At 71.9% G+C, this 23,437-nt stretch carries 22 protein-coding genes and 1 tRNA gene; 12 read left to right on the forward strand and 11 right to left on the reverse strand.

What is annotated here, in order from left to right; all coding sequences use genetic code 11:
* Window positions 1-24 precede the first annotated feature (24 nt).
* From ACIBJB_RS42090 to ACIBJB_RS42105, 4 genes are all read right to left on the reverse strand, one after another.
* Window positions 25-1,329 (reverse strand): ABC transporter substrate-binding protein, encoded by a 1,305-nt coding sequence (locus ACIBJB_RS42090; RefSeq protein WP_398939259.1) that lies wholly within the window; start codon window positions 1,327-1,329, stop codon window positions 25-27.
* Window positions 1,330-1,529: 200 nt separating this feature from the next.
* The gene (locus ACIBJB_RS42095) at window positions 1,530-2,912 is read right to left on the reverse strand and encodes a cellulose binding domain-containing protein (RefSeq protein ID WP_398939261.1); all 1,383 of its coding nucleotides are present in this window, start codon (window positions 2,910-2,912) and stop codon (window positions 1,530-1,532) included.
* Between the two features lie 74 nt (window positions 2,913-2,986).
* Window positions 2,987-4,396, reverse strand: coding sequence for a sensor histidine kinase (locus ACIBJB_RS42100; protein ID WP_398939263.1), 1,410 nt, complete (start codon window positions 4,394-4,396; stop codon window positions 2,987-2,989).
* On the reverse strand, window positions 4,393-5,097 hold the full coding sequence (locus ACIBJB_RS42105) for a response regulator transcription factor (RefSeq protein ID WP_398939266.1): 705 nt from the start codon (window positions 5,095-5,097) through the stop codon (window positions 4,393-4,395). The genes ACIBJB_RS42100 and ACIBJB_RS42105 overlap by 4 nt, the downstream gene beginning before the upstream one ends.
* Before the next feature lie 98 nt (window positions 5,098-5,195).
* On the opposite strand from ACIBJB_RS42105, the gene ACIBJB_RS42110 reads away from it, so the two are divergent.
* Window positions 5,196-5,696, forward strand: a complete 501-nt coding sequence (locus ACIBJB_RS42110; RefSeq protein WP_398939268.1) for a hypothetical protein — start codon at window positions 5,196-5,198, stop codon at window positions 5,694-5,696.
* A 16-nt stretch (window positions 5,697-5,712) separates the two neighbouring features.
* On the opposite strand, the gene ACIBJB_RS42115 is transcribed toward ACIBJB_RS42110, so the two are convergent.
* Complete coding sequence (locus tag ACIBJB_RS42115; protein ID WP_398939270.1) at window positions 5,713-6,564, reverse strand: spermidine synthase; 852 nt, start codon at window positions 6,562-6,564, stop codon at window positions 5,713-5,715.
* Window positions 6,565-6,634: 70 nt separating this feature from the next.
* Window positions 6,635-7,015: a hypothetical protein gene (locus ACIBJB_RS42120; RefSeq protein WP_280857819.1), complete on the reverse strand. Its 381-nt coding sequence runs from the start codon at window positions 7,013-7,015 to the stop codon at window positions 6,635-6,637.
* Between the two features lie 263 nt (window positions 7,016-7,278).
* On the opposite strand from ACIBJB_RS42120, the gene ACIBJB_RS42125 reads away from it, so the two are divergent.
* Window positions 7,279-8,685 (forward strand): tetratricopeptide repeat protein, encoded by a 1,407-nt coding sequence (locus ACIBJB_RS42125; protein WP_398939272.1) that lies wholly within the window; start codon window positions 7,279-7,281, stop codon window positions 8,683-8,685.
* A gap of 173 nt (window positions 8,686-8,858) precedes the next feature.
* On the opposite strand, the gene ACIBJB_RS42130 is transcribed toward ACIBJB_RS42125, so the two are convergent.
* A complete protein-coding gene (locus tag ACIBJB_RS42130; RefSeq protein WP_398939274.1) occupies window positions 8,859-9,455 on the reverse strand; it encodes a histidine phosphatase family protein in 597 nt (198 codons plus the stop codon).
* A gap of 209 nt (window positions 9,456-9,664) precedes the next feature.
* Here ACIBJB_RS42130 and ACIBJB_RS42135 point away from each other — a divergent pair, with 209 nt between their 5' ends.
* From ACIBJB_RS42135 to ACIBJB_RS42165, 7 genes are all read left to right on the forward strand, one after another.
* Complete coding sequence (locus tag ACIBJB_RS42135) at window positions 9,665-10,618, forward strand: phosphatase PAP2 family protein (RefSeq protein ID WP_398939276.1); 954 nt, start codon at window positions 9,665-9,667, stop codon at window positions 10,616-10,618.
* Window positions 10,569-11,702, forward strand: a complete 1,134-nt coding sequence (locus tag ACIBJB_RS42140) for a hypothetical protein (protein ID WP_398939278.1) — start codon at window positions 10,569-10,571, stop codon at window positions 11,700-11,702. Before ACIBJB_RS42135 ends, ACIBJB_RS42140 begins: the two co-directional genes overlap by 50 nt.
* Before the next feature lie 88 nt (window positions 11,703-11,790).
* Window positions 11,791-13,383, forward strand: a complete 1,593-nt coding sequence (locus ACIBJB_RS42145) for a hypothetical protein (RefSeq protein ID WP_398939280.1) — start codon at window positions 11,791-11,793, stop codon at window positions 13,381-13,383.
* Window positions 13,380-14,717: an AAA domain-containing protein gene (locus ACIBJB_RS42150; RefSeq protein ID WP_398939282.1), complete on the forward strand. Its 1,338-nt coding sequence runs from the start codon at window positions 13,380-13,382 to the stop codon at window positions 14,715-14,717. The genes ACIBJB_RS42145 and ACIBJB_RS42150 overlap by 4 nt, the downstream gene beginning before the upstream one ends.
* A gap of 304 nt (window positions 14,718-15,021) precedes the next feature.
* Window positions 15,022-15,390, forward strand: a complete 369-nt coding sequence (locus tag ACIBJB_RS42155) for a hypothetical protein (RefSeq protein ID WP_398939284.1) — start codon at window positions 15,022-15,024, stop codon at window positions 15,388-15,390.
* Window positions 15,391-15,535: 145 nt separating this feature from the next.
* Window positions 15,536-16,126, forward strand: coding sequence for a bifunctional DNA primase/polymerase (locus tag ACIBJB_RS42160; protein ID WP_398939287.1), 591 nt, complete (start codon window positions 15,536-15,538; stop codon window positions 16,124-16,126).
* Window positions 16,117-16,190: transfer RNA gene (locus ACIBJB_RS42165), tRNA-Lys, on the forward strand. Before ACIBJB_RS42160 ends, ACIBJB_RS42165 begins: the two co-directional genes overlap by 10 nt.
* Before the next feature lie 134 nt (window positions 16,191-16,324).
* On the opposite strand, the gene ACIBJB_RS42170 is transcribed toward ACIBJB_RS42165, so the two are convergent.
* The gene (locus ACIBJB_RS42170) at window positions 16,325-17,578 is read right to left on the reverse strand and encodes a M6 family metalloprotease domain-containing protein (RefSeq protein WP_398939477.1); all 1,254 of its coding nucleotides are present in this window, start codon (window positions 17,576-17,578) and stop codon (window positions 16,325-16,327) included.
* A gap of 315 nt (window positions 17,579-17,893) precedes the next feature.
* Between ACIBJB_RS42170 and ACIBJB_RS42175 the strand changes: the two genes are divergently transcribed.
* A complete protein-coding gene (locus ACIBJB_RS42175) occupies window positions 17,894-19,708 on the forward strand; it encodes a putative bifunctional diguanylate cyclase/phosphodiesterase (protein ID WP_398939289.1) in 1,815 nt (604 codons plus the stop codon).
* Here ACIBJB_RS42175 and ACIBJB_RS42180 read toward each other — a convergent pair.
* Entirely contained in the window at window positions 19,705-20,805 is a 1,101-nt protein-coding gene (locus ACIBJB_RS42180; protein WP_398939291.1) for an LLM class flavin-dependent oxidoreductase, read from the reverse strand. The two genes, ACIBJB_RS42175 and ACIBJB_RS42180, sit on opposite strands and share 4 nt — an antisense overlap.
* A 191-nt stretch (window positions 20,806-20,996) precedes the next feature.
* Between ACIBJB_RS42180 and ACIBJB_RS42185 the strand changes: the two genes are divergently transcribed.
* Together ACIBJB_RS42185 and ACIBJB_RS42190 are read left to right on the forward strand one after the other, a co-directional pair.
* Complete coding sequence (locus ACIBJB_RS42185) at window positions 20,997-21,257, forward strand: hypothetical protein (protein ID WP_398939294.1); 261 nt, start codon at window positions 20,997-20,999, stop codon at window positions 21,255-21,257.
* Window positions 21,258-21,271: 14 nt separating this feature from the next.
* Complete coding sequence (locus ACIBJB_RS42190) at window positions 21,272-21,805, forward strand: hypothetical protein (protein ID WP_398939296.1); 534 nt, start codon at window positions 21,272-21,274, stop codon at window positions 21,803-21,805.
* A gap of 19 nt (window positions 21,806-21,824) precedes the next feature.
* Here the strand turns inward: ACIBJB_RS42190 and ACIBJB_RS42195 are convergent, their stop codons facing one another.
* The gene (locus ACIBJB_RS42195) at window positions 21,825-22,556 is read right to left on the reverse strand and encodes a decarboxylase (RefSeq protein ID WP_398939298.1); all 732 of its coding nucleotides are present in this window, start codon (window positions 22,554-22,556) and stop codon (window positions 21,825-21,827) included.
* Window positions 22,553-23,377, reverse strand: a complete 825-nt coding sequence (locus tag ACIBJB_RS42200; protein ID WP_398939300.1) for a decarboxylase — start codon at window positions 23,375-23,377, stop codon at window positions 22,553-22,555. The genes ACIBJB_RS42195 and ACIBJB_RS42200 overlap by 4 nt, the downstream gene beginning before the upstream one ends.
* Window positions 23,378-23,437: the final 60 nt, after the last annotated feature.

Genomic DNA, 23,437 nt, shown 5'->3' on the forward strand with positions numbered 1-23,437 from the left:
TCGGTAGTCATGTAATCGCTCAGCTCAGCCGGACGCGAAGATCGTCTTCTTCTGGCGCTCGATCGAGGACAGCAGACTGTCGATCCCCTTGGGGTTCTGCAGGAACTTCTGGAGCGAGGGCTGCATGACCGTCGAGGTGAAGTCGGGACGCGAGTCACGGTCCATGAACTGGGTCAGGCTCTTGGCGCCGGTGATCATCTCGTACGCCTTCTTCTGCAGCGGCGTGTACGAGGAGGTGTCGGCCTTGTTGGAGGCGGCCACCACACTGGTGTCGGACTTGAGGTAGATCTGCTCCGCCGCCGGGGTGCCCAGGTACTCCATGAGCTTGGTGACGCCCGCCTTGTTCTTCGGCGACTTGCTCACCATGAAGCCGTCGGCCGGCGCCTCGACGGTGTCCTGCCCGTACGCGGAGTTGATCTCCGGGAAGGCGAAGAAGTCGAGGTCGTCCAGGTCGGCCTTGTTGGTGAACTGCTGCGCCACGAAGGTGCCCAGCACGTACATGCCGGCCTTCTTGGCCACCAGGGTCTGCGCCGCGTCCTGCCAGGTGCGGCCCATGAAGCCGTCCTGGTGGTAGGGCAGTATCTCGGCCCAGTGGTCGAAGACGTTCTTGACCTTGGGGTCGGTCCAGGAGGCCTTGCCCGCCATCAGGTCGACGTGGAAGTCGTAGCCGTTGGTGCGGAAGTTGAGCTGGTCGAAGGTGCCCATCGCCGGCCAGGCGTCCTTGTCACCGAACGCGATCGGCACGAGGCCGTCCTTCTTCATCTGCTTGCACAGGGCGATGAAGGCGTCCCAGGTGGTGGGCACCTCGTAGCCGTGCTGCGCGAAGACGCTCTTGCGGTAGAAGATCGCCCACGGGTACGTGACCAGCGGCACGAAGTAGTACTTGCCGTCCGCGCCCTTGCTGAGCTTCTTCATGGCGTCGGGGAAGTTGTCGCCGATCTTGTCCCACACGTCGTCGATCGGGGAGGCGAGGCCCTTGGCCGCGAAGAACTGCATGCGGTACCCGGCGAACCAGTTGAACACGTCGTCCGGCGTGCCCTGGAGGTAGGAGTTGATCTGCTCCTGGAAGGTGTTGTGGTCCTTGGTGTTGACCTTGACCGAGAGCCCCGACTGCTTCGTGAACGCCGTGTAGATCTCCCCGTACGCCTTCTTCGGCACGGCATCCGACTGGTTCGACCCCAGGGTGACGGTCTTGGAGTCCGACGAGCTGTCGCTGCTGCCGCAGGCGGACAGCAGGGGTATACCGGCCCCGAGCAGGGCGGCGCCGCCCACGCCCTTGAGGACACCACGACGGCTGGGCGAGGAGAGGGAAGACGAGAGGTCACGCATGTACGGCTCCTGAAGGCAGGGGTTCGATCATGGAGGGTCTGGAGACCGGTCGTAATCGACCAGAAACCAACTTGACCGAACACGGTGGCGCAATGACAGCGTTATGTCAGGTCATGCGTCAATAGCTATCGGCCCGATTTGTCGAAACGTGACCGACATCCCTGCCTATCGGTGACCCAGGAGCCCCGTCGGCGACGGGTTCAGTTGTAGGCGGCGAAGGCCTTCGAGAAGGCGAACGCGTCCTGGACGATCGAGCTGCAGGTCGCGTCGGCGGAGGGCTTGGCACCCCCGGGGCACTGCTTGTCCCGGGTGGCGGACCACATCGACAGCCCGCCCAGCCCCTTCGCCTTGGCGAAGGTCACCAGCTGGGAGGCGTCGTCGACCTTGAAGATCTCGGAGGCCACGTCGTTGACCCCGATCATCGGGGTGACGGCGACCGCGTTCCAGGCCGCGCTGTCGGACAGCCCGAGAACGCCCTTGACCTGCGCCTGGGTGGCCGTGGCGGCCTGCTCGGCATAGGTGCCCATGTCTCCGCTGTACGCGGGCCCGTAGTCCATCGCCATGATGTTGACGGTGTTGATCTCGACGCCGTTCGCCTTGGCGTTCGCGAGCAGGTCCACGCCGTCCTGGGTGAGGCCCTCGGGCATGACCGGGAGGGTGTAGGAGACGTCAAGGCCGGGGTGGAGTGACTGGAGCTTCGCGATCGCCTGTGCCCGCCTGGTGTTCGCGGCCGTGTTCGGCAGCGCCCCGCCTTCCACGTCGAAGTCGACCTTGGTGAGGCCGTACGCGTCCACGGCCTTCCCGTACGCCGCCGCCAGCGCGTCCGCCGAGGAGCAGGTCGTGGCCAGCTCGGAGCCGGAGGCGCCGCCGAAGGAGACCCGGACGTCCCCGCCCTTGGCCCTCAGCGCACCGATCTGCTGGGCCACGGCGTCGCTCGCCAGATCGGTGACCCCGCCCCACTTGGGGGTGCAACCGCCACCGTCGGTGACGAAGGCGAGGTTGTAGTTCTTGACGCCGGTGGACGCGGCGCTCGCGAGGAGGTCGAAGGCGGGGTAGAGGGAGGTGTCGACGTAGGGGGCGAAGCCGGTGCTCACTGTGGGGGCAGCGGTGGAGGTGGGTGTGGGGGTGGCCGTGGGTGTGGGCGGGGGGGTGTCGTTGCCGTCGGTGGCGCAGTCGGCGCCGTCCATGCGACAGCCTGTGGGGTCGCCCGTGCCGTTGACCACGAACCCGACCGTGACGGACTCACCGGCGGCCAGACCGTCGGTGTCCCACCGGGGCGGCTTCACCGTGACACGCCGCCCGCTCACACCGGACTCCCCGTTCCACAGGGAGCCGAGCGTGGATCCGCTCGGCAGGTCGAACTCCAGCTTCCAGTCCTTGTCGACCGCGCCGCTGTTGTTGGTGACGACGTACTGCGCGGAGTAACCCGTCGACCATTCACTGGTCTTGCTGTACGCGGCGCCGACCCCGGCCGCCTGGGCGGTACCGGTGACGAGGACCGCGCCGCCCCCGACCACGGCGGCGGCCACCGCCCCGCCGATCAGCTTGTTCCTGCCACTCACCTTGTGCCGATGCATGCTCATGACGCGGCACGCTAGCGAGCCGGAATCGGGCAAATGGCCTGATCAGGACGGGGGTTGAGGATCTTAGGGCGCCCTTAAGGAAGGGATCGGGGTCGGTTAAAGGTCGAGACCAATCTGCCCGTCCGGCGCCGGCGCACCCGGTGTCCCCGGCGCACCGGTTCCCGTCCGTCCAGCTGGATCCAGATCCGTACCTCGGTGCCGCCGAGGACCGACGACCCGATCCGTACGTCCCCGCCGGTCGACTCGGCGAGCCGCCGCACGATGTCCAGCCCGAGCCCGGTCGACCCGGCGCTGCCCGATCCCCGCCCGCGCGCCATCGCGGCCTCGGGGTCGCGGATGCCGGGCCCGGCGTCGGAGACGAGCACGATCACCGCGTCCTCGCCGTTGTGCACGTCGACCGCGAAGGCGGTGCCCTCCGGGGTGTGCCGGAAGACGTTGCCGAGCAGGGCGTCAAGCGCGGCGGCGAGATCCGCCCGGGCCACGGGTATGCGCACCGGCCGCTCGGTGCCGGCCACCCGCCACTTGCGGCCCTCGTCCTCCGCGAGCGCGGACCAGAATCCCATCCGCTCCCGGACCACCTCGGCCGCGTCGCACCCGGCGCCGGGCCCGGCGGCCGCCGTCTGCGGCTTGGCCTCCCGGGCGGTACGGATGATGGTGTCGACCTCGCGCTCCAGCTGCGCGACCGCGGCCCGGGTCTGCTCCGCGGCGGGCCCGTCCCCGGGCGAGGCCGCGTTGAGCCGCAGCACGGTCAGCGGGGTGCGCAGCCGGTGGGACAGATCGGCGGCCAACTCCCTTTCGTTCGCCAGCAGTTGTACGACCTGGTCGGCCATGGAGTTGAACGCGACCGCCGCCAGCCGCAGTTCGGTCGGCCCCTCCTCCGGCACCCTCGACCCCAGCTTCCCCTCCCCCAGTTCATGGGCGCCTTCGACGAGTTTCTGAGCGGGCTGCACCATCCGGACGCCGAGCCGGTCGGCGACCGCGACCGAGCCGACGACGAGCGCGATGCCGACACCCGCGAGCACCGCCCAGGCGGTCGCGACGCCGTTGCTCACCTCGGACTCGGGGACGTACACCTCGACGACAGCAATCTCGCCGGAGCTGAGCGCTACCGGCTGGAGCAGGGTGGAGCCGCCGGGCACCTCGGTGGTGGAGGCGCGGCCCAGCTTCCGCACGGTCGCGATGTCCTCGGCGGCGGCCCGCTGCCGTCCGATGTCGACCGCCTTCTGACCGCTTTTCCGGTCGCCGTCGGCCGGTATGTGGACGGCCATCCCGGAGTCCGAGCCCGCGGAGGCGACGACCCGCTCCAGCTGGTCGCGGTCGGTGGTGATGGACAGCGCCGGGGCGACGGCGGCGGCCTGCCGCTCGGCGTTGGAGAACGCGCGGTCCCGGGCCATCTCCCTGATGACGAGGCCGAGCGGGATGGCGAAGGCGACCACGACCATGGTGGTGACCGCCAGGCAGACCTTGACCAGGGCCCATCTCACAGCGGCAGCCCCCCGCCCGGTGGTTCCAGCTTCACGCCGACGCCCCGCAGGGTGTGCAGATAGCGGGGCTGCGCGGCCGTCTCCCCCAACTTGCGCCTGAGCCACGACAGATGGACGTCGATCGTCTGGTCGTCGCCGTAGGACTGCTGCCAGACCTCCGCGAGGAGTTCCTTGCGGGGCACGACCACGCCGGGGCGGGCGGCCAGGAAGGCGAGCAGGTCGAACTCGCGGCGGGTGAGGTCGAGTCGGACGCCGTCCAGCTCGGCCTGGCGGCGCAGCGGGTCGATGCTCAGGCCGCCGACGCGCAGCACGGTCTCCGGCGGTCCGTCACCGCCGGCGGCACGGGACCGCCGTAGGACGGCGGTCATGCGGGCGGAGAGGTGCTCGACCGAGAAGGGCTTGGTGAGGTAGTCGTCCGCCCCGGCGTTCAGCAGTCGCACGATCTCCGTCTCGTCGTCCCGCGCGGTGGCGATGATGACCGGGACGTCGGTGATCCCGCGCAGCATCTTCAGGGCCTCGGACCCGTCCAGATCGGGCAGTCCGAGGTCCAGGATCACCACGTCGAACCGGAAATGGGCGACCTCGCGCAGCGCCTCCAGTGCCGTGCCGACACTGCGCACGGTGTGTGCCGCGTCGGTCAGGTGCCGGATGAGCGCCGAGCGAACGAACTGGTCGTCCTCGACCACGAGCACACTTGCCATGCGCGGCACCGTACGCCATATGGCGGACCCCTTCCGGTGCCTGTGGACAACTCGGTCCGGGTGCGCACCGTGAGGTGCCTGAGGCAGTATGGCCCGCGATGCGCAGAGGACTCGTACACGTACTGGCTTGGACGCTCGCCACGGGCGCAGCGGCCACGCTGTCGTGGTGGGGCGTCCACACGGTCATGGCGGGCACGGCCTACGATCCGCCGCGCGCCCTGCCCATCACGGCGGCCGAGGCGACGACACAGGAGTCGAAGCCGCTGGCCTCACCGAGCCCGGCGAAGCGGCCGGCCCCGTCGAAGAGCCCGTCACCGACGCCGAGTGCCACGTCCGCGAGGCCGACGCCCTCGAACAGCCCTTCCCCCACGGCTTCCGGTCAGGTCAGGAGCTACGACACCGACGGCGGCCGCGCGGTCTTCGACCTCGGCGAGACGTCGGCGGCCCTGGTGTCCGCGACGCCGGGCACGGGCTGGTCGATGCAGGTGTGGAAGACGGAGTCCTGGATCCGGGTGGAGTTCGCCTCGGGCACGGACCGGGTGTCGGTGTTCTGCACCTGGCACGACGGGCCGCCGCGGGTGGAGATCGGCACGTACTGAGTCACCGGGTCATCGGTCATCTGAAGACGGAGGCCGGCGGGGCGGGTGAGGCCACCGCTCCGGCGTCCGTCACGGCCGCGGCGCCTCCGGTGAAGTCGAGGAGCGCCTTGCCGTGTTCGACGCGGCCGGGGTGCGGGTCGGAGGCGGCGCGGCGGGTCAGTTCCGCGAGCGGCAGGGGGGTGTCGGAGGCGACCAGGACGGCGTTGCCGAAGCGTTTGCCGCGCAGGACCGTCGGGTCGGCCACGAGGGCGAGTTCGGGGAAGCGGGCGGCGGCGGTGGCGATCTGGCCGCGGAGATGGGCGAGCGGCGGTCCGTCGGCGAGGTTGGCGGCGTAGTACCCGCCCGGTGTGAGGGTCCGGCGGACCTCGTCGAGGAACTCGGTGGAGGTGAGATGGGCCGGGGTCCTGGCTCCGCTGAACACATCGGCGATCACGAGGTCGGCCCACCCGTCGGGCACCTTGGCGAGGCCCTCGCGCGCGTCGACGGACCGCACCCGTATCCGCGCGTTCTGCTCCAACGGGAGCTTTCGCCGGACCAGTTGGACCAGAGCGGCATCCCGCTCGACGACCTGCTGGGTGGAGCGGGGTCGGGTGGCGGCGAGATACCGGGCGAGGGTGAAGGCGCCTCCGCCGAGGTGCACGGCGTGCACGGGCTTGCCGGGGGGCGCGACGAGGTCGATGACGTGACCGAGGCGGCGCTGGTACTCGAAGGAGAGGTGGGTCGGGTCGTCCAGGTCGACATGGGACTGCGGGGCGCCGTCGATGAGCAGCGTCCACGCGTGGGTGCGCTCGCGATCGGGGATGAGCTCGGCGAGGCCGCCGTCCACGGGTTCTACGACGGCTTCGGCGGACCTTCTGGACTTTCCCACTCCGCCATTATCCGCAGCAGCGGGTGGTCACGCGTCTGCGGGCCGGCGGGGCCCCCTCGGGCCGGCGAACTCACTGGCAGTTGTCCGCGGCCTCGATGAGTCTCGCCGCCTCGCCCAGTGCCGCCCGCAGCACCGCTGGGTCCGTCGCCAGGTCGGCGTCTCCCGGTGGCAGCAGCCAGTCCGATCCCGCCACCGGAGGCTCCGGAGTCAGCCGCAGACCCCGGCCGTCCGTCTCCGTGCACGTACTCCCCGGCATGTCCCAGCCTGCCGCGGTCCCCGGTGGCACCAGGAACCCCAAGGTCTGGCCGCCGTCGTCGTGCAGCACCGGCCCGACCCCGTCCCCCACCCCCCGCCGCAGGATGTCGACGGCCTCCAGGCCGTGTCGCGTCGGCACCGTGACCACGTCACAGGACACCGGCGTACAAGGATCGACGCTCTGGCTGATCTCCACGCGGCCTCCAACAAGGAACCCTCGTCCGACTCCGAGGATTTCAACGCGCGCCCGCGTCAACGGCTACGGCAGAAGTCCGCCGCAAAGGATGGCAGTTCATGGCAGATCTCGGATGAGATATCCGGTTTGTAGCCAAACCCCGCATGGCGACCCGGACACAGCAGGTACGTTCTTGCCCGCCGGAAACAGGGCGTCACACTGACAAACCAGTCAACTCGCCCACCTCCGGCATGGTTCGACGGTTCGCACGAGAGGACCCGGCCATGGCGTCGTCAATGGTGACCTCGTCCCAGTCCCCCACCCCACCGCGGCCGAACCTCGCGTTCCGGCGCCTGCGCGGACAGCGCTCGCCGGCCGAGTTCGCCGCGGCGGTGCGGCGGGCCGCGCGCGAGATCGGCGAGCGGGTCAGCTGCGACGCGCGCTATGTGGGCCGCGTCGAGGCGGGCGAGATCCGCTGCCCCAACTACGCGTACGAACGGGTGTTCCTGCACATGTTCCCCGGCCGCACACTCACCGACCTGGGCTTCGCGCCCCGCGCATCCGTACGTGGACGCCGGGCGCGTCCGGCGAGTGAGACAGAGGGGACGTACGAGCCGTATGACCCGCAAGACACGCAAGACCCTGACGAGACGTACGACAACTACGAGGAGAGCGACGTGCTGCGTCGCGCATTCATGACCGGCGGGGGCGCCACGGTGGCCGCCGCCTCACTGGGCCCCCTCGGGCTCGCCGTCGACGCCACGGCCGCCGGACAGCCGGTCCGTCGCGCCGGGACGGGCGAGGCGGGCGCCCTGGAAGAGGCCGTGCGCAGGATCCGGTTGCTCGACGACCGGCACGGCGCGGACGGCCTGTACCGGCGCGCGGCGGCTCCACTGCGCGCCGCCTACGCGCTGCTGGACGCCGGCGCGACCCGGCAGACGACCGCGGACCGGCTGCACTCGGGCGCGGGCGAGCTCGCCATCTCGGTGGGCTGGCTGGCGCACGACTCGGGACGCTTCGACGACGCCCGCTCGCACTACGCGGAGGCCCTCGCGACGGCCCGGGTGACCGGTGACGACGCCCTGGAGGCGCACGCCTTCTGCAACACGGCCTTCCTCGCGCGCGACGCGGGACGGCCGCGCGAGGCGGTGCGGGCCGCACAGGCCGCGCAGCGGGTGGCCCGGTCCCTGGGCTCGCCCCGGCTGATGTCGCTGCTCGCGCTGCGCGAGGCGGGCGGCTGGGCGGGACTCGCCGACCGCACGGGGTGCGAGCAGGCCCTCGCCCGCGCCCAGGCCTTCTTCGAACGAGGCCTCTCGGACGCCGACCCCGAGTGGATGAGTTTCTACGGCGAGGCCGAGCTGGAGGGTCTGGAGGCGCAGTGCTGGTCGACGCTGGGCGACTGGCGCCGGGCCGCCCGGCACGCGGGGCGGGCGGCGGACCTCCAGGATCCGCACTTCACCCGCAACATCGCGCTGTACACGGCCGAACTGGCCGACGACCTGGCCCGCGGCGGCCACCCCGACGAGAGTGCGGCGGCGGGGCTGCGGGTGCTGGAGCTGCTGGGCGAGGTCCAGTCGTCCCGGATCCAGACGATGCTGGCGGGAACGGCGAGGGTGTTGCTGCCGCATCGGCGGGCTTCTGGGGTGTCGGCCTTTCTGGAACGCCATGCGTCGACGCCGAGGACTGCGTGAGCCGGTTGTTGTTCGGCTGCGAGCCGGTGGGGGCTGGTCGCGCAGTTCCCCGCGCCCCTGAGTGGGTGCAGTGACGGCCCGCCTGGCCAGCACCCACCTCCTTGGGGGCGCGGGGCTGTGACATCAGCGGCTCCGCCGCGGGGCGCGACCAGCCCCCACCGGCCGGCACCCGACTACGAACCCAGATGCCCCGAGTCGTTCCAGCTCTCAATGGCCGGCTCCCCATACGCCCACCCCAGCACAGACAAGGACGTCGGATTCAGCCGCACCCGCGCCGCGAAGTCGATCGGCAACCCCAGCCACCGCGCCCCGATGGACCGCAGGATGTGCCCGTGGGCGAACACCAGCACATCCCGGTCGGCGGAACGCGCCCAGGCGACGACCTCGTCCGCGCGCGAGGTGACCTCCGCCAGGGACTCCCCGTCCGGCACCCCGTCCCGCCAGATCAGCCACCCCGGCCGGACGGCCTGGATCTCGTCCGGGGTCATGCCCTCGTACGCGCCGTAGTCCCACTCCATGAGCGTGTCCCAGGTGGCCGCCCGCTCTGCGAACCCGGCGAGTTCGCAGGTCTCCCGCGCGCGTGCCAGCGGGCTCGTGCGTATCTCCACCCCGGGGAGACCGTCGTACGGAGCCCGGTGCAGCCGCTCGCCGAGCAGCTTGGCGCCCCGCCGTCCCTCCTCCAGGAGCGGCACGTCGGTCCTGCCGGTGTGCTTGCCGGACAGCGACCACTCGGTCTGTCCGTGCCGGGCCAGCAGGACGCGCGGAGCCATGAAGAGACCTTTCCGGGGGAAAGCGGAGGCGGAACACCTCCATCATCGCGCACGCTGTGCAGGGGCAACCCGACGGGCGATCTCAGCGTCTTTGAGGGCCGAAGGCGCTGCGTGGGGGCACTCCACATGGGCCCGCGCATACGCCGTAAAGTGGCACCCCCGGACAAGGACCGCCGGACGCCGCGCGAAACGAAGGGGGACAGGATCGGATGCCGCTGACCGAGACACCAGGCACCGAGGCAGTCCCGGACGCACGGCTGCGCTGGTGGACCGAGCTGCCCCTGATCCTGTTGGTGTACGCCTGCTACAGCGCCGGCCGGCTCCTCGCCAGGGGCGATGTCACGGGCGCCGTCGACCACGGCCTGGCGATCCTCAAGGTCGAGAAGTTCCTCTACCTCAACGCCGAGCATCCGCTCAACCGGCTGTTCACCAGCCAGACCTGGATCGGCGTACCGGCCGACTTCTGGTACGCCTCGCTGCACTACCTGGTTACGCCGGCCATCCTTATCTGGCTCTTCCGGTCCCGCGCCCTGCACTACCGCGCGGCCCGCACCTGGCTGATGACGTCCACGTTCATGGGCCTGATCGGCTTCACCCTGCTGCCGACCTGCCCGCCCCGCCTCCTCTCCGCGAGCCACGGCTTCGTGGACACGATGGCCCAGTACAGCTCGTACGGCTGGTGGGGCGGCGAGGCGAGCGCCCCGCGGGGCATGGGCGGCATGACGAACCAGTACGCGGCCATGCCGAGCCTGCATGTCGGCTGGGCCCTGTGGTGCGGTGTGATGCTGTGGCGCTACGGCAGGACGCGTACGACGAAGGTCGCGGCCGTCGCCTATCCGCTGATCACCACGATCGTGGTCATGGGCACCGCGAACCACTACTTCCTCGACGCGGTCGCGGGCGCGGCCGTGATGGGGCTCGGGTTCCTGCTCGCCCCGTACGTCACACGGGCCGCGGAGCGGGCCACGGCGGGCATCCGGGCCCGGATAGCCCCCGTCACCGCCGTCTCGCGGGACGCAGAGCCCTCAATTGTCAGTGACGGATGCCAGACTTCCGCGGGTGAGCACATTCCACGGCAGCGCGAATCCCTCTTCGGAAGCGGAGTCGAGCCCAGTGCCTCTCCCGCGGAAGCCGGGGACGGCGCTCCGGCAGCGGCTCGCTGAGCTGCGCGGGCCCGAGGTACCGGCCAAGGCACTGGACGCGCGCGCCCTCGCGGCCCTGGCCGCGAACCCCGGCTGCAAGCGGCGCGCGATCCTCGACGGCGCCGGTGTGGACAAGACGGCGGTGGCGAGCGCGCTCGGTGCGCCGTCCGCCTTCGGGCAGTCGCAGTTCGCCCTGACGCGGGGCAACGCCTTCGAGGCGAAGGTCAAGGCGGACGGCGGCGCGGAGCTGCTGCGGCTGGTGCACGAGCGGCTGGACCGCACCGCGCAGCCCCCCGCCGACGCCCAGGTCCCCGACCTCACCGCGATCGGCCCCGAGGGCCGTACCGCGCGGACGGCACTGGCCCTGCGCGAGGCCACCGAGGCGGCAGGCACCTGGACGCTGCTCGACCACCCGATGCTCGCGCTCGACGTCGCCGGCTCCCCCGCCTTCCTGGAGCCGGACGCGGTGGTCGTGCACCCGGACGGCAGCTGGACGGTCGTGGAGATCAAGTCCTTCCCGATGCTGGACGGTTCGGCGGACCCGTCGAAGGTGGGCGCGGCCGCCCGCCAGGCCGCGGTGTACGTCCTGGCACTGGAGGAGGTCGCCGCCCGCCTGGAACCGGCTCCGAAGGTCCGCCACCGGGTCCTGCTGGTCTGCCCCAAGGACTTCTCCAACCTGCCCACCGCCTCGGCCGTCGACATCCGCAAGCAGCGCGCGGTCACCGCCCGCCAGCTGGCCCGTCTCACCCGCATCCAGGACATCGCCGACGCCCTCCCCGACGGCACCTGCTTCGCCCCCGACCAGCCCGCCGCCGAACTGACCGCGGCGGTCGAGTCGGTCCCGGCGACCTACGCCCCCGAATGCCTGTCCGCGTGCGAACTGGCCTTCCACTGCCGGGACCGCTCCCGCGCGGCCGGCGCGGTGACCTCCCTGGGCCGCTCTGTACGCGCGGAACTGGGCGGCCTGACCACGGTCGAGGAGGTCCTGGCCGCGGCAAGCGGGGAAGCCGGGGACCCGGACGACCCGGCCGTGGCGGCTCTGCGCAGAGCGGCCGAGCTGCGTGCCGAAGCGCTGGACGCGGTGCCGGGAGGTGCCGCGCGGTGAGTGCGCCTCCGCGCCGGGCCCCCGCGGCCCCACCCCACGTCACGCCCCCTCGCGGCGTCCCCACGGCCCCGCGTCTCCAGGAGCCCCCGTGTCACTGATCACCACCCTGGCCCGGCTGGAAGCCGTGCGCACCGGCCGCGCCCAGCCCGCCGCGACCGTCCTGCACCGGCACCTCTCCGACCACCCCCTCGTCCTCGTCCCGCTCACCACCGCGGGCGAGGCCGGTGCCCCGCTGGGCGCGCTCGTGGGCACCGACCGGGACGCGCCGCACCTCCTGGTCGTACCGCAGCCACGGGACCGGGACCTCAGGTTCGCGTTCCTGGCCGAGCTGGCGGACGTCGTCCTGCCGTACGTCGACGGATACGCCGAGGCCGTGGAGGCCGCCGAGCGCAATGAGACCGATCCGGAGACCGGCAAGCGGGTCAAGGTCGAGGTCGAGCTGTGCGCGGACGCCCCGCAGCTGATCCTGCCGAGCCGCGCGGGTGTCGATTTCGTACGGCTGCTCGGGCGTTCCATGCGTTTCAGGCGTACGGCGGAGCAGGACCCGGAGACCCCGTATCCGGCCCCGCCCCGGGTGCCGTTGCTGGGCCGGTGGCTGACCCACTTCGGGGAGCGGGCCCGGGTGCCCGGCTCCTCGCTGGTGCTGGCGATGACGGACGTGCTGTCCCGGCACTGGTCCACCGGCCAGTCCACGCTGGAGGACCAGCACCTGGGGGCGCTGCTCGCGTGGATCGACCCGCCGCAGGGCCGCTCGGGCGCCGACGCCGCGCTGGAGGCCGAGCTCGCCCGGGACGACCACGGCCAGCTGCGGCACCCGCCCGCGGGGCCCGCCACCGACCCGGCGTTCGACAACAAACTGCTCGCACCGGCCCTGTTGCGCTACGACCGCGCGCGTACCGCTCTCGCCGCCGCCGAGGACGGACTGGAGGCCGACGACCGGCTGGGCGCGCTCACCGCCGCCGAGGAGGAGATCCGCGCCCTGGTCGCGAGTCGTACCCGGCCGACCTGGGACGCGGTGTGGCGGGGCATCGACCTGCTGCGGACGCTCCCCGAGGGGGCGCACGCCGAGGAGCGGTGGACGCGCGACCGCTGGTCGTTCACGAGCCACCGCGACCGGGTCGTGGCGGGCGAGCCCCCGCAGCCGCGCCGCGACGACGCGGTGACCGCCGCCAACAAGCTCGCCGCGCGCGAGCGCGAACAGGCCCGTCTGGAGGCACAGGAGGCGCTCGACGACCCGCTGGTGATGGCGGGGCGGCGGCTGGCCGGGGAGGCGTTCGCCGGGGAGGTCACGGACGTCGTGATGACGTACAGCGAGGGCAAGCGGCCGAGCCCGCGCCCCCTGGTGACCGTACGGACCGACGACCGGCCGCATCTGGGCGAGCGGGCCAAGGTGTACCGCGCGCTGGGCGGGAAACCGCAGTCGGCCGAGTTCGTGGGGTACGAGGAGGAGGGCGCCCTCGTCGTCCTCAAGATCCTCGACAAGATGGGCCGCGGCAAGGAGCCCGAGAGGGGGTCCGTGCCCGAGAAGGGCGACCGGGTGTGCTTCACGCTCTTCGAGCACGAGCAGCGCGGCGGCGCGAAGCTGCCCGACCCGGAGGACACGCCGTGGACGCACGGCGGGCCGCCCGGCGAGGCCGTGCAGGAGAGTGCCGATCCCCTGACCCCGGAGGACGTCCTGTGACCACCCGGACCTTCGACCCCGGTGCCGAAGCCGCGCGGGCCACCGACGCGATCCTCCACGACACCCTGCACGGCACCCACCGCGGTGTCGTCGTCGACTCCCCGCCCGGCGCCGGCAAGTCCACCCTCGTCGTCCGTGCCGCGCTGGAGCTGGCCGACGCGGGGCGCTCGCTGATGGTCGTGGCGCAGACGAACGCCCAGGTGGACGACCTGGTCCTGCGGCTCGCCGAGAAGAACCCCGAACTGCCGGTCGGGCGGCTGCACAGCAGTGACGCCGACCCGTACGACAAGGCGCTGGACGCGCTGGCGAACGTACGGAAGTCGGCGAAGGCGGGTGATCTGACCGGGCTGCCCGTGGTGATCTCCACGGCCGCCAAGTGGGGGCATGTGAAGGTCGACGAGCCATGGCAGCACGCGATCGTGGACGAGGCGTACCAGATGCGCTCGGACGCGCTGCTGGCGGTGGCGGGGCTGTTCGAGCGGGCGCTGTTCGTGGGCGACCCCGGGCAGCTGGACCCGTTCGCGATCGTGGGCAGCGAGCAGTGGGCGGGGCTGTCGTACGACCCCTCGGCCTCGGCGGTGACGACCCTGCTGGCCCACAACCCGGAGCTGCCCCAGCACCGCCTGCCGGTGTCCTGGCGGCTGCCCGCCTCGGCCGCGCCCCTGGTCTCCGACGCCTTCTACCCGTACACGCCGTTCCGCAGCGGCACGGACCACGGCGACCGCCGGCTCACCTTCGGAGTCCCCTCGGACGGCTCGGGCCCCGACCGGGTGATCGACGCGGCGGCGGAGTCCGGCTGGGGCCTGCTGGAGCTGCCCGCGCGGCACACTCCGCGCACGGACCCCGAGGCGGTACGGGCCGTCGCGACCGTCGTACGGCGGCTGCTGGACCGGGGCGGGGCGGCCACGTCGGAACGCTCACCGGACCCCGCGCCGCTGACGGCCGACCGTATCGCGGTGGGCACGGCGCACCGGGACCAGGCGGCTGCGGTCCGCGCGGCGCTGACCGACCTCGGCGTCATGCAGGTCACCGTCGACACGGCGAACCGTCTCCAGGGTCGCGAGTACGACGTCACGGTGATCCTCCACCCCCTCTCCGGCCGCCCCGACGCCACCGCCTTCCACCTGGAGACGGGCCGCCTGTGCGTCCTGGCCTCCCGGCACCGCCACGCGTGCGTCGTGGTGTGCCGCGCGGGCGTGAGCGAACTCCTGGACGACTACCCGTCGACGGAACCGGTCCAGCTGGGAACACTGGTGAAGTTCCCGGACGGCTGGGAGGCCAACCACGCGGTACTGGCACGGCTGGCGGAGCACCGGGTGGTCTTGCGGTCGTGATCGACACACCGGGCACCTGGTCGGCGGGCATACGGCTCAGCGCCGCCCCTCGCCGGACGGAGTCCGGCACGCCGCCGGAGGCGGCCGATGGAAACAGCCCGGACGGCTGGGAGGCGAACCACGCGGTACTCGCGCGGCTGGCGGGGCACCGGGGGCGTGGTGACCGTGAGCGGGAACATCGTGCGGGCCGTAGACCTTGGTACCGCCGGAGGCGCCCGCCCTCTTGCACGGGCGCGGGACAATGGACGGTGGCCCATGCACAGATGGGCCGTCACCACGGACGACGTACGAGGAGGATGAAGACATGGCGGAGCCCACGCCGCGTCGGAACGAACCGCGGCTGCGCCCCGCGCCCCTGCTGTTCGAGCCCGCACAGGTGGCCGACGACCCGGAGCACTTCTTCGACCTCGAGTCGATCGACGACCCGCGCGCGCTGCTGAGCCGGTCCACCGAGCTGGCGCAGGCCTTCCGCGCGGCGGCGGACCGTGCCGTGGAGTTCCAGGCGATGGCGGCTGCCCAGCTGGCCGACCCCAGGCGCTTCGACCGGCTCACGACGGCCGACATCGCCGAGCGCGCCGAGTGGACCGAGGACTACGCCAAGAAGATGGTCGAGTTCGGTCGGGATCTGCTGGCGGGCGCGGAGGGCGGAGCGGGGCACGCGGACCCGGTGTGAGCCACGGGCACCGCCCTCGCCGTAGCCGCCGTAAACGATCAGAGGCATATGCCAGGCGGGCAAGATACCCCTCCTCGACCCTTCCTGTCCCGGTTTCTCGCAACTCTGGGGAACGACCTGCTCACGCCCAGTAGATGTAGTCGGCATGAGCACTCGCGACGAACCGTTCTCCGACACACGCTTCGACGTCTCGGGCGTCACCGCGGACGGAGCCGCCTGGCTCGCCTCGGCGGGGACGTACCCGCGCAGCACCCTGGCGTTCTGGGAGGAGCGCCCCACGGCCCCGGTCGTCCTGCCCTGCGGCACCGCCTTCGACGTGGTCAGCGCCCCCGCGATGTTCGGGCGCCGGATGCTCGACCGGCTGTGGGAGGAGGGGCCGGGCTCGGGACCGGTGGCGATGCTCCGGGCCCGGATGCTGCTGTTCGCGGCGCCCGGTACGGCTCAGCGGCTGCCGTCGCTGCTGCGGTGGGAGGAGATCGGCCGTACGGCCGCGATCCCGCCGCTGCTGTGCCACGGCATCGGCGACGCGGTCACCGTCCCGGCCCCGCTGAGCACCCCGAAGTCCGCGTCGGCCTCCCGCTGGCTGGTCGCCCCCGACACCCGCCACCCCTGGCTGCCGGGCCCGGAAATCCTGCTCTGGGCGGCGGTACGAGCGGCTCGCACCGCCGTGCGGATATCGATTTTTCCCTCCGCCGATCAGGATGCTAAGGTCTACGACGTCAGCAAGCGCCGCTAGCTCAGTTGGTTAGAGCAGCTGACTCTTAATCAGCGGGTCCGGGGTTCGAGTCCCTGGCGGCGCACGATGTCGATGGCGAGGCGTGTTCGCGGAAAGCGCGAACCGGCCTCGCCATCGTCGTTTCTGCGCGGCTGCGCCGCGCGCCGTGGGGGCTCCGCCACCCACACCCCCTCACCCACCGAACCGTCGGCCGGGACGTCACCCCAGCGCGATCTCCACGTTCCACGCCCCCGAGGCCGTTCGGCCGGTCACCTTTACCTGTACGTGCTCGTCCGGGACCGTGAAGGTCTCGCCGGTGTCGACGGGGGCGTCCGCGAGGGGTGGGTAGACGGAGTTCTCCCAGCAGGCCTCGGTACGGGGGTGGGCGTCGATCACCTGGATCGGGCCGCCGCCGGACGCGGCGCCGCTCTGGACGCGGTAGATCAGCACGCCCTGCCGGCAGACCGCCGCGTCGTCGCCCGTCGCCACGCGGGCCTCGAAGGCGAGCGCGCTGTCGGCCCCGGTGCGCACGACCGCGAGCTTGGTGCCGCGGCCGGGCCCGAAGATCCCGGCGTTTCCGGGGCCGGTCCCCAGCGGCTCCAGCGTCAGCCGGGTCGGTTTCGGCCCCCGTACGCACACCACCTGCCGCCGCTCCAGCCAGCCCAGCTTCCACTTGTGCCAGGCGAACAGATCGGGCGCCAGACCGAACTGGCTGCCCATCAGGTCCCAGTCGCCGACGTAGGTGTCCCAGTCCCCCTTGCCGTCCACCGGCCGGTGGTAGAGGTCCGGCAGGTCGAACACGTGCCCCGTCTCATGGGCGAGCACGAGCCGGTCCGGCGGGTGCTTCTCGAAGACGGTGACCACCCGGCGGATGTCCGTGCCGTCGGCGCGCAGCGGTACGTCCAGGTTGACGACCTTCGTGGCGTCCGAGTCGACGCCGGGCGCGTCCGGGTCGGCGACGAAGTAGACGACGTCGTAGCGCGAGAAGTCGACCTGCCCGTCGGCCGCGGCGAGCGCGTCGCGCAGATAGGCCCCCCGGTCCGCGGCGCTCCAGTCGCGCTGTATGGCGTAGGCCGTCGACGGGCGCGGCATCCGGATCCAGTGCCGCAGCGGATGCGGGCGCAGCGTGAAGCGGCCGTAGGAGGCGTGCTGGAAGAAGCGGGTGGTGGCCGGGAAGTGATCGGCGGCCAGCTGGGCGGGGGCGGTCACCGGCGGGGCGTCCGGGAAGGACAGGAAGACCATGACCGCGTCGAGGGCGCGGGCCGGGCGCGGATAGGCGGTGTTCCAGGTGTCGAGGCCCTCCGAGTGGTGGGCCTCGGTGCGCTCCAGGGTGCAGGGCTCCGACGAGAAGGGTTCGGCGACCGAGGGGCCGGTGACGAGGGAGGTGGAGGCGAGGGCGGCCATGGTGGTGAACACGGCGGCGGTGCTGCGCAGTCGGGGGCGCGGGAGTGTGCGCGGAAACGGGCGCGGCAACGTGACCTCCGGGAACGGTTTCACGGGATACCGCACCCAGCCTGTGTGGTTTTGCAGTAGTACGCCCTGTTTATCTGCACCGGACGAGTGAGATGGCGTGACCTGAGGGACCGGCCGACACCCCCGAATCGCTCACGGAACGTCACAACCGGTCCCAGGCCCCAAGAACCCGTCCAGCCGCGGGCAGAAACGATCTGCCAGAAGGGGTTGCCGGTCCTCCGGAGCGGGCAATGGCTGGAAGGGCCCGAAGGCAGCCTCTATGATCGGCACACTTTCCTGCGCGGACAGCGATCGAGTGCACTGCGGGAGCTAGCGGTGAACGGAACGTCCGAAGGGCCGGCGCCCGCGGCAGACCTCGACGGGTCGGCCGTAACAGAGAGTGACATCACGACACCTGCTCGTACGGAGCCCCCGACGCACCGTGCCGCCTTCGCGGCGGCGCCGCTGGCCATGGCCGTGGTGGACCGCGAGGGCACGGTCGTCGACGCCAACCCCGCCTTCGGCGAGCTGCTCGGCGCCGTACCGGGGGAGCTGGCCGGGGCCCAGGCCGCCGACCTGGTGGACCTGGCCTCGGACGCCCGCACCTGGCACTCCTACCGCGAGGTGCTGCGCGGTCGGCAGGCGAAGCTGCGCTGCAAGCGGCGGCTCAAGCATCCCGACGGGCACTCGATGTGGGCGCAGATCACGATCACGCCGCTGGCCGAAGGCTCCCAGGGGTCCCCCGGCGTCCTGCTGTCCGTCGCCGACATCACGGCCCGTCGTGAACTCCAGGCGCGGCTGCGGCACTTGCAGATGCACGACCCGGTGACGCGGCTGCCCAACCGCACGCTGTTCTTCGAGCGGCTGACGGCCGCGCTGGAGCCGGAATCGTACGAGCAGGGCGGCACAGGCCGGATCGGGTTGTGCTATCTGGACCTCGACGGGTTCCAGGCCGTGAACGACACGCTCGGCCACCGGGTCGGCGACCGGCTGCTGGCCGCCGTCGCCGAGCGGCTCACGCGCTGCGCCGACGAGGCCGGCCACGGGCGGGCGACCGCTCCCCTGGTGGCGAGGCTGGGCGGCGACGAGTTCGCGCTGCTCGTCGAGGACTCCACGGGCACCGAACAGCTCGCCGACCTCGCCGAGTCCCTGCTGAAGGCCGTCCAGGCGCCCTTCGACGTCTCCGGCAACCGGATGTCGGTGTCGGCGTCGATCGGGGTCGTCGAGCGGCAGGCGAAGGGCACCTCGGCGACGGGGCTGATGCAGGCCGCCGACACCACGCTGTACTGGGCCAAAGCGGACGGCCGGGACCGCTGGACGCTCTTCGACCCCGAGCGCAACGCCCACCGCATGACCCGCCAGGCCCTCGCCTCCACACTGCGCCCGGCCATCGAGCGCGGCGAGTTCCAGCTGGAGTACCAGCCGCTGGTGGGCATGGAGGACGGCCGGCTGCGCGGGGTGGAGGCGCTGGTGCGCTGGAATCACCCGCAGTTCGGGATGCTGACGCCGAATCGGTTCATCGCACTGGCCGAGGAGGACGGCTCGATCGTCCCGCTCGGCCGCTGGATCCTGGCCACCGCCTGCCGTCAGGCCCGGCAGTGGCAGCTCGACCACCCCGACGAGCCGCCGATCTTCGTCAGCGTCAACGTGGCGGTCCGTCAGGTCTGGGACTCCGACCTGGTCGCGGACGTGGCGAAGACCCTCGCGGAGACCGGCCTGGCCCCCCATCTCCTCCAGCTCGAACTCACCGAGTCGGCGGTGATGGGTTCGGCGGGCCGCCCGCTCCAGGCCCTCCAGGCGCTGAGCGACATGGGCGTCGGCATCGCGATCGACGACTTCGGCACCGGCTACTCGAACCTCGCCTACCTCAGCCGCCTCCCGGTCTCCGTCCTGAAACTGGACGGCTCCTTCGTGCGCGGCTTCCAGTACGAGGGCGAGGGCGTCCCCCCGAACCCGGCCGACGAGGTCGTCGTCGAGGCGATGATCCAGCTCGCCCACCGCCTCGGCCTCACCGTCACCGCGGAGTGTGTCGAGACCTCGGCCCAGGCCAACCGCCTGCGCCGGATCGGCTGCGACACCGGCCAGGGCTGGCTGTACTCGCGGCCGGTGTCGCCGGACCGTATCTCCGGGCTGATGGGCGTGAAGGCCTAGGAGGTCGCGGAGGTCGTGGGCAATCCGTAGGCGTCCGCGACGAGTTCGTAGGAGCGCAGGCGTACGTCACCGCTGTGGGCGTTGCCCGTGAGCATCAACTCGTCGGCGCCGGTGCGCTTGTGGAGGTCGTCGAGGCCGGAGCGGACCTCGTCGGCGGTGCCGTGGATGACGTTGGCGTTCCAGGAGCGCGCGAACTCCTCCTCCATCGGGCTGAATTCGTGGGCCTCCGCCTCCTCGGGGGTGGGGACCAGGCCGGGGCGGCCGGTGCGCAGCCGGATCATGCTGAGCGCGGCGGCGCGGACCTGGCGGCGGGCCTCCTTCTCGTCGTCGGTGGCGAGGGCGGAGACGCCGATGAGGGCGTACGGCTCGTCGAGGACCGCGGAGGGCCGGAAGGACTCGCGGTACAGGTCCAGGGCCGGGATGGTGTTCTGCGCCGAGAAGTGGTGCGCGAAGGCGAAGGGCAGGCCGAGGGAGCCGGCCAGCCGGGCGCTGAATCCGGAGGAGCCGAGCAGCCAGAGCGGCGGGCGGTGCGGGGACTGGACGCCGCCGGGTGAGGTCGCCTGGACGGGGCCGGGTACGGCGTGGATACGGCCGTAGGGGTGGCCGTCGGGGAAGTCGTCGTCCAGGAAGCGGGTGAGCTCGGCGAGCTGCTCCGGGAAGTCGTCGGCGCCCTCGTTCAGCCGGTCGCTGCGGCGCAGGGCGGCCGCGGTGGCGCCGTCCGTGCCGGGCGCCCGGCCGAGGCCCAGGTCGATCCGGCCCGGGGCCATCGCCTCCAGCGTGCCGAACTGCTCCGCGATCACCAGCGGGGCGTGGTTGGGGAGCATGACGCCGCCCGAGCCGAGCCGGATGCGGGTGGTGTGGGCGGCGAGGTGGGCGAGGATCACCGCGGGGGACGAGGACGCCACGCCCGGCATGGAGTGGTGCTCGGCGATCCAGTAGCGGTGGAAGCCGCGGGACTCGGTGAGCCTGGCGATGGCGACGCTGGTGCGCAGGGCGTCGGAGGCCGTGCGTCCGGCGCCGACGGTGACCAGGTCGAGTACCGAGAGAGGTACGGGGGCGGTGCCCTGTGCGGTACCTCGGATCTCGTCTTCCGCCACGGTGGGGGCCTCCTGCTCATGAGCCGTGCGCTGTCAGTCAGGGACTAACAGGAGAGTGTCTCCGTTTATTCCCGGGCGGGATCGAGGATTCCTGGAGCGCCGCCTTCCGCATCCCGACCTGCGTCGATGGCTTGCCGCACCGGCCCCCGGGTACTCAGAGCGCACAAATCCACGATTCGGGAGGGATCGCCATGACGCGAGAGCACCCGTCGCGGCCGTCGGAACTCGGACCGCTCGAACCCGGCACCAGACAGCGCGCCCAGTTGTCCATCCGTATCGCCGACATCGCGTGGACCGCACTGAGTGTCGTCGCCGCCCTGTGGGTGATCCTGGCCGCCGTCGACGCCGTGCGCGGCACCGGCTCGTGGGCCTACTGCGCCGTGGCCCTGGTGCTGCTGGCCATCGGCCTGACGATGCGGTTGCGGGCCGTCCGCCGGCGCGACCGGATGTGACGGGGAGGCCGGCGGTGGAACGCGTCAACTCCTTTCTCGGCAAGCACCTGTGGGTCCAGGTCGCCCTGTCCCTCCTGGTCGCGTGCGTCGTGGTCCTGCTGCTGTCCCCCGAGCGCTCGACCGCCTCGACGCTGCTGTACGTGGTGTTCGCCTCGGTCGGCGGCGTCGGCGTCATGCTCGCCGTGCGGCGCCGGGAGAAGCGGGCCGCCGGAGGCTCGGTGGACAGCCTGGTGTCGCTGGACCGGAAGCTGCGCCGGGGCGAGGTCCCCACGGCGCCGCAGGAGCGGCGGGCCATGCGTGACCTGGTCGAGGACCGCCTGCACCGCGGCCGTCACCGGGTCGCCGCCCAGGTCGTCCTCGCCGTCCTGTGCTGCGCGGTCGTGGTGGCGACGGCCCTGACCGCGAGCCTGCCGCAGACCCTCGGCATGGGCCTGTTCGCCGGGGTCTTCCTGGGCTGGCTCATTTTGTACGGAAACCGTCAGTACCGGCGACTGCGCGCCATGCACACGGAGCTCACCGCCGAGGCCGCCCAGGACCGTCCGCGGTGAGCTCCTGGACAGGCGTGTCTCACGCCTGGACGATCGGCTCCCTGGTGAACAGCGCTCCCATGGACGGAGCGTTCACCCGGCGGTCCGTCAGCCGCAGCGCCTCCCAGACCGTGACCTGGTTCGCGGTGAGGACCGGCTTGCCGAGCTCCTTCTCCAGGGCCGGGATGTGGCCGGCCGTGTGGAGGGCCGTGTCCGGGAGGAGCACCGCCTCGGCGTCCGGCGAGTCGGCCTCCCGGGCCAGCGCGAAGACCTCCTCCTCGCCCCACGTGCCGACCTCCGCGGCGGTGATGATCCCGGCGCCGCGGACCTGAAGGACCTCCACTCCGCCGGCCCGCAGGAACTCCGCGAACAGGTTCGCCACGTCGTCCGGGTAGGTCGCCGCGACCGCCACCCGCCCGGCCCCGATCTCCTGGGCCGCGTGCACGAAGGCGAACGACGTCGAGGACGCGGGCATGCCGGCCGCGAGGGCGAGAGCGCGCACCTGCTCGTGGGCGCCCTCCCAGCCGCGGACGAAACTGCCGCTGGTGCAGGCCCAGACGACGGACTCGGCGCCCGACATGCGCAGTTCCTCGACACCCGCGGCGAGCCGTTCGGCCGAGCCCATCTCCATGAGGGCGTCCACGCGGTGCGCGTCCGTGCCGATGTCGGTGTGGACGACGTCCAGGCGGACGTCGCTGCCCAGGAGCTGTTCGATGCGCGGATAGTCGTCCTCGGCGGAGTGGCCCGGGTAGAGGAATCCGAGAGCGGTCATGTCCAGCCTTCCTGCTGCTGCTCTTCGTCCGGCAGGCCCCGGACTTCCGGCAGTCCCGGAATCTCCGGGCGCACGGGACCGGTCCTCGCCGCCGGGTCGATCAGCGCCTGGTACGGTCCCACGGCTCGGGTACCCAGTCGGCGCAACGCCGCCCACATCGTCACCTGGTTGGCCGAGATCACCGGTATGCGCAGTTCCGCTTCCAGTTGCGGGATGACGTCGTAGGTCGGCAGGTTGGTGCAGCTGATGAACAGCGCCTGGGCGTCGGCCCGTACGGCCTTGTGGGCCATCTCGGAGACCTGGCGGTAGGGCACCTTCCAGATGTGCCGGGTCAGGCCCATGTAGGCGCACCCGGTGACGGAGACGCCCGCCTCGGCGACGTACTCCTCCAGCGACCTGGTCACCGACACCGTGTACGGCGTCACCAGCGCCACCCGGCTCACGCCGAGTTCGGCGAGGGCGTCCAGGAGGGCGCCGGACGTGGTCAGGGACGGGACCGCGCCCGCCACCGTCATGGCCGCGCACATGGCGCGTTCCCCGGCGATCCCGCCGACGAAGCTGCCGGAGGTGCAGGCGTAGGCGACGACCTCGGGGGCGATCGCGTTGAGCGTGCGCACCGCCTCGTGCAGGGTCTGGTGCTCGCTGACCAGCCGGGCCAGGTCGAGACTGACCTCGACGGGGACGTACGGGGTGCGGGTCATGTGGAGCGAGATCTCGTCGGGGACCCACCGCCACAGCTCGCGGTCCAGCGCGAAGTCGAAGGGGGCGACGACACCGACACCGCGCTGGGGGCGCGGCCCACCCAGAAAGGAAACGTCCATGGCAGGTACCGGCCTCACGGTGAGAGACGGGGGGACAGCGGAACGTGCACAACGCCCGTG

Source organism: Streptomyces sp. NPDC050759 (genome assembly GCF_044456945.1).
Lineage (GTDB): Bacteria > Actinomycetota > Actinomycetes > Streptomycetales > Streptomycetaceae > Streptomyces.

What these genes read in the sequence shown, in the direction of transcription:
- ACIBJB_RS42130 (WP_398939274.1), bottom strand. Translation starts at nt 9,455, where the DNA reads ATGGCTCCGCGCGTCCTGCTGGCCCGGCACGGACAGACCGAGTGGTCG.
- ACIBJB_RS42185 (WP_398939294.1), top strand. Translation starts at nt 20,997, where the DNA reads ATGACGCGAGAGCACCCGTCGCGGCCGTCGGAACTCGGACCGCTCGAA.
- ACIBJB_RS42135 (WP_398939276.1), top strand. Translation starts at nt 9,665, where the DNA reads ATGCCGCTGACCGAGACACCAGGCACCGAGGCAGTCCCGGACGCACGG.
- ACIBJB_RS42195 (WP_398939298.1), bottom strand. Translation starts at nt 22,556, where the DNA reads ATGACCGCTCTCGGATTCCTCTACCCGGGCCACTCCGCCGAGGACGAC.
- ACIBJB_RS42105 (WP_398939266.1), bottom strand. Translation starts at nt 5,097, where the DNA reads ATGGCAAGTGTGCTCGTGGTCGAGGACGACCAGTTCGTTCGCTCGGCG.
- ACIBJB_RS42200 (WP_398939300.1), bottom strand. Translation starts at nt 23,377, where the DNA reads ATGGACGTTTCCTTTCTGGGTGGGCCGCGCCCCCAGCGCGGTGTCGGT.
- ACIBJB_RS42125 (WP_398939272.1), top strand. Translation starts at nt 7,279, where the DNA reads ATGGCGTCGTCAATGGTGACCTCGTCCCAGTCCCCCACCCCACCGCGG.
- ACIBJB_RS42160 (WP_398939287.1), top strand. Translation starts at nt 15,536, where the DNA reads ATGAGCACTCGCGACGAACCGTTCTCCGACACACGCTTCGACGTCTCG.
- ACIBJB_RS42095 (WP_398939261.1), bottom strand. Translation starts at nt 2,912, where the DNA reads ATGAGCATGCATCGGCACAAGGTGAGTGGCAGGAACAAGCTGATCGGC.
- ACIBJB_RS42090 (WP_398939259.1), bottom strand. Translation starts at nt 1,329, where the DNA reads ATGCGTGACCTCTCGTCTTCCCTCTCCTCGCCCAGCCGTCGTGGTGTC.
- ACIBJB_RS42155 (WP_398939284.1), top strand. Translation starts at nt 15,022, where the DNA reads ATGGCGGAGCCCACGCCGCGTCGGAACGAACCGCGGCTGCGCCCCGCG.
- ACIBJB_RS42110 (WP_398939268.1), top strand. Translation starts at nt 5,196, where the DNA reads ATGCGCAGAGGACTCGTACACGTACTGGCTTGGACGCTCGCCACGGGC.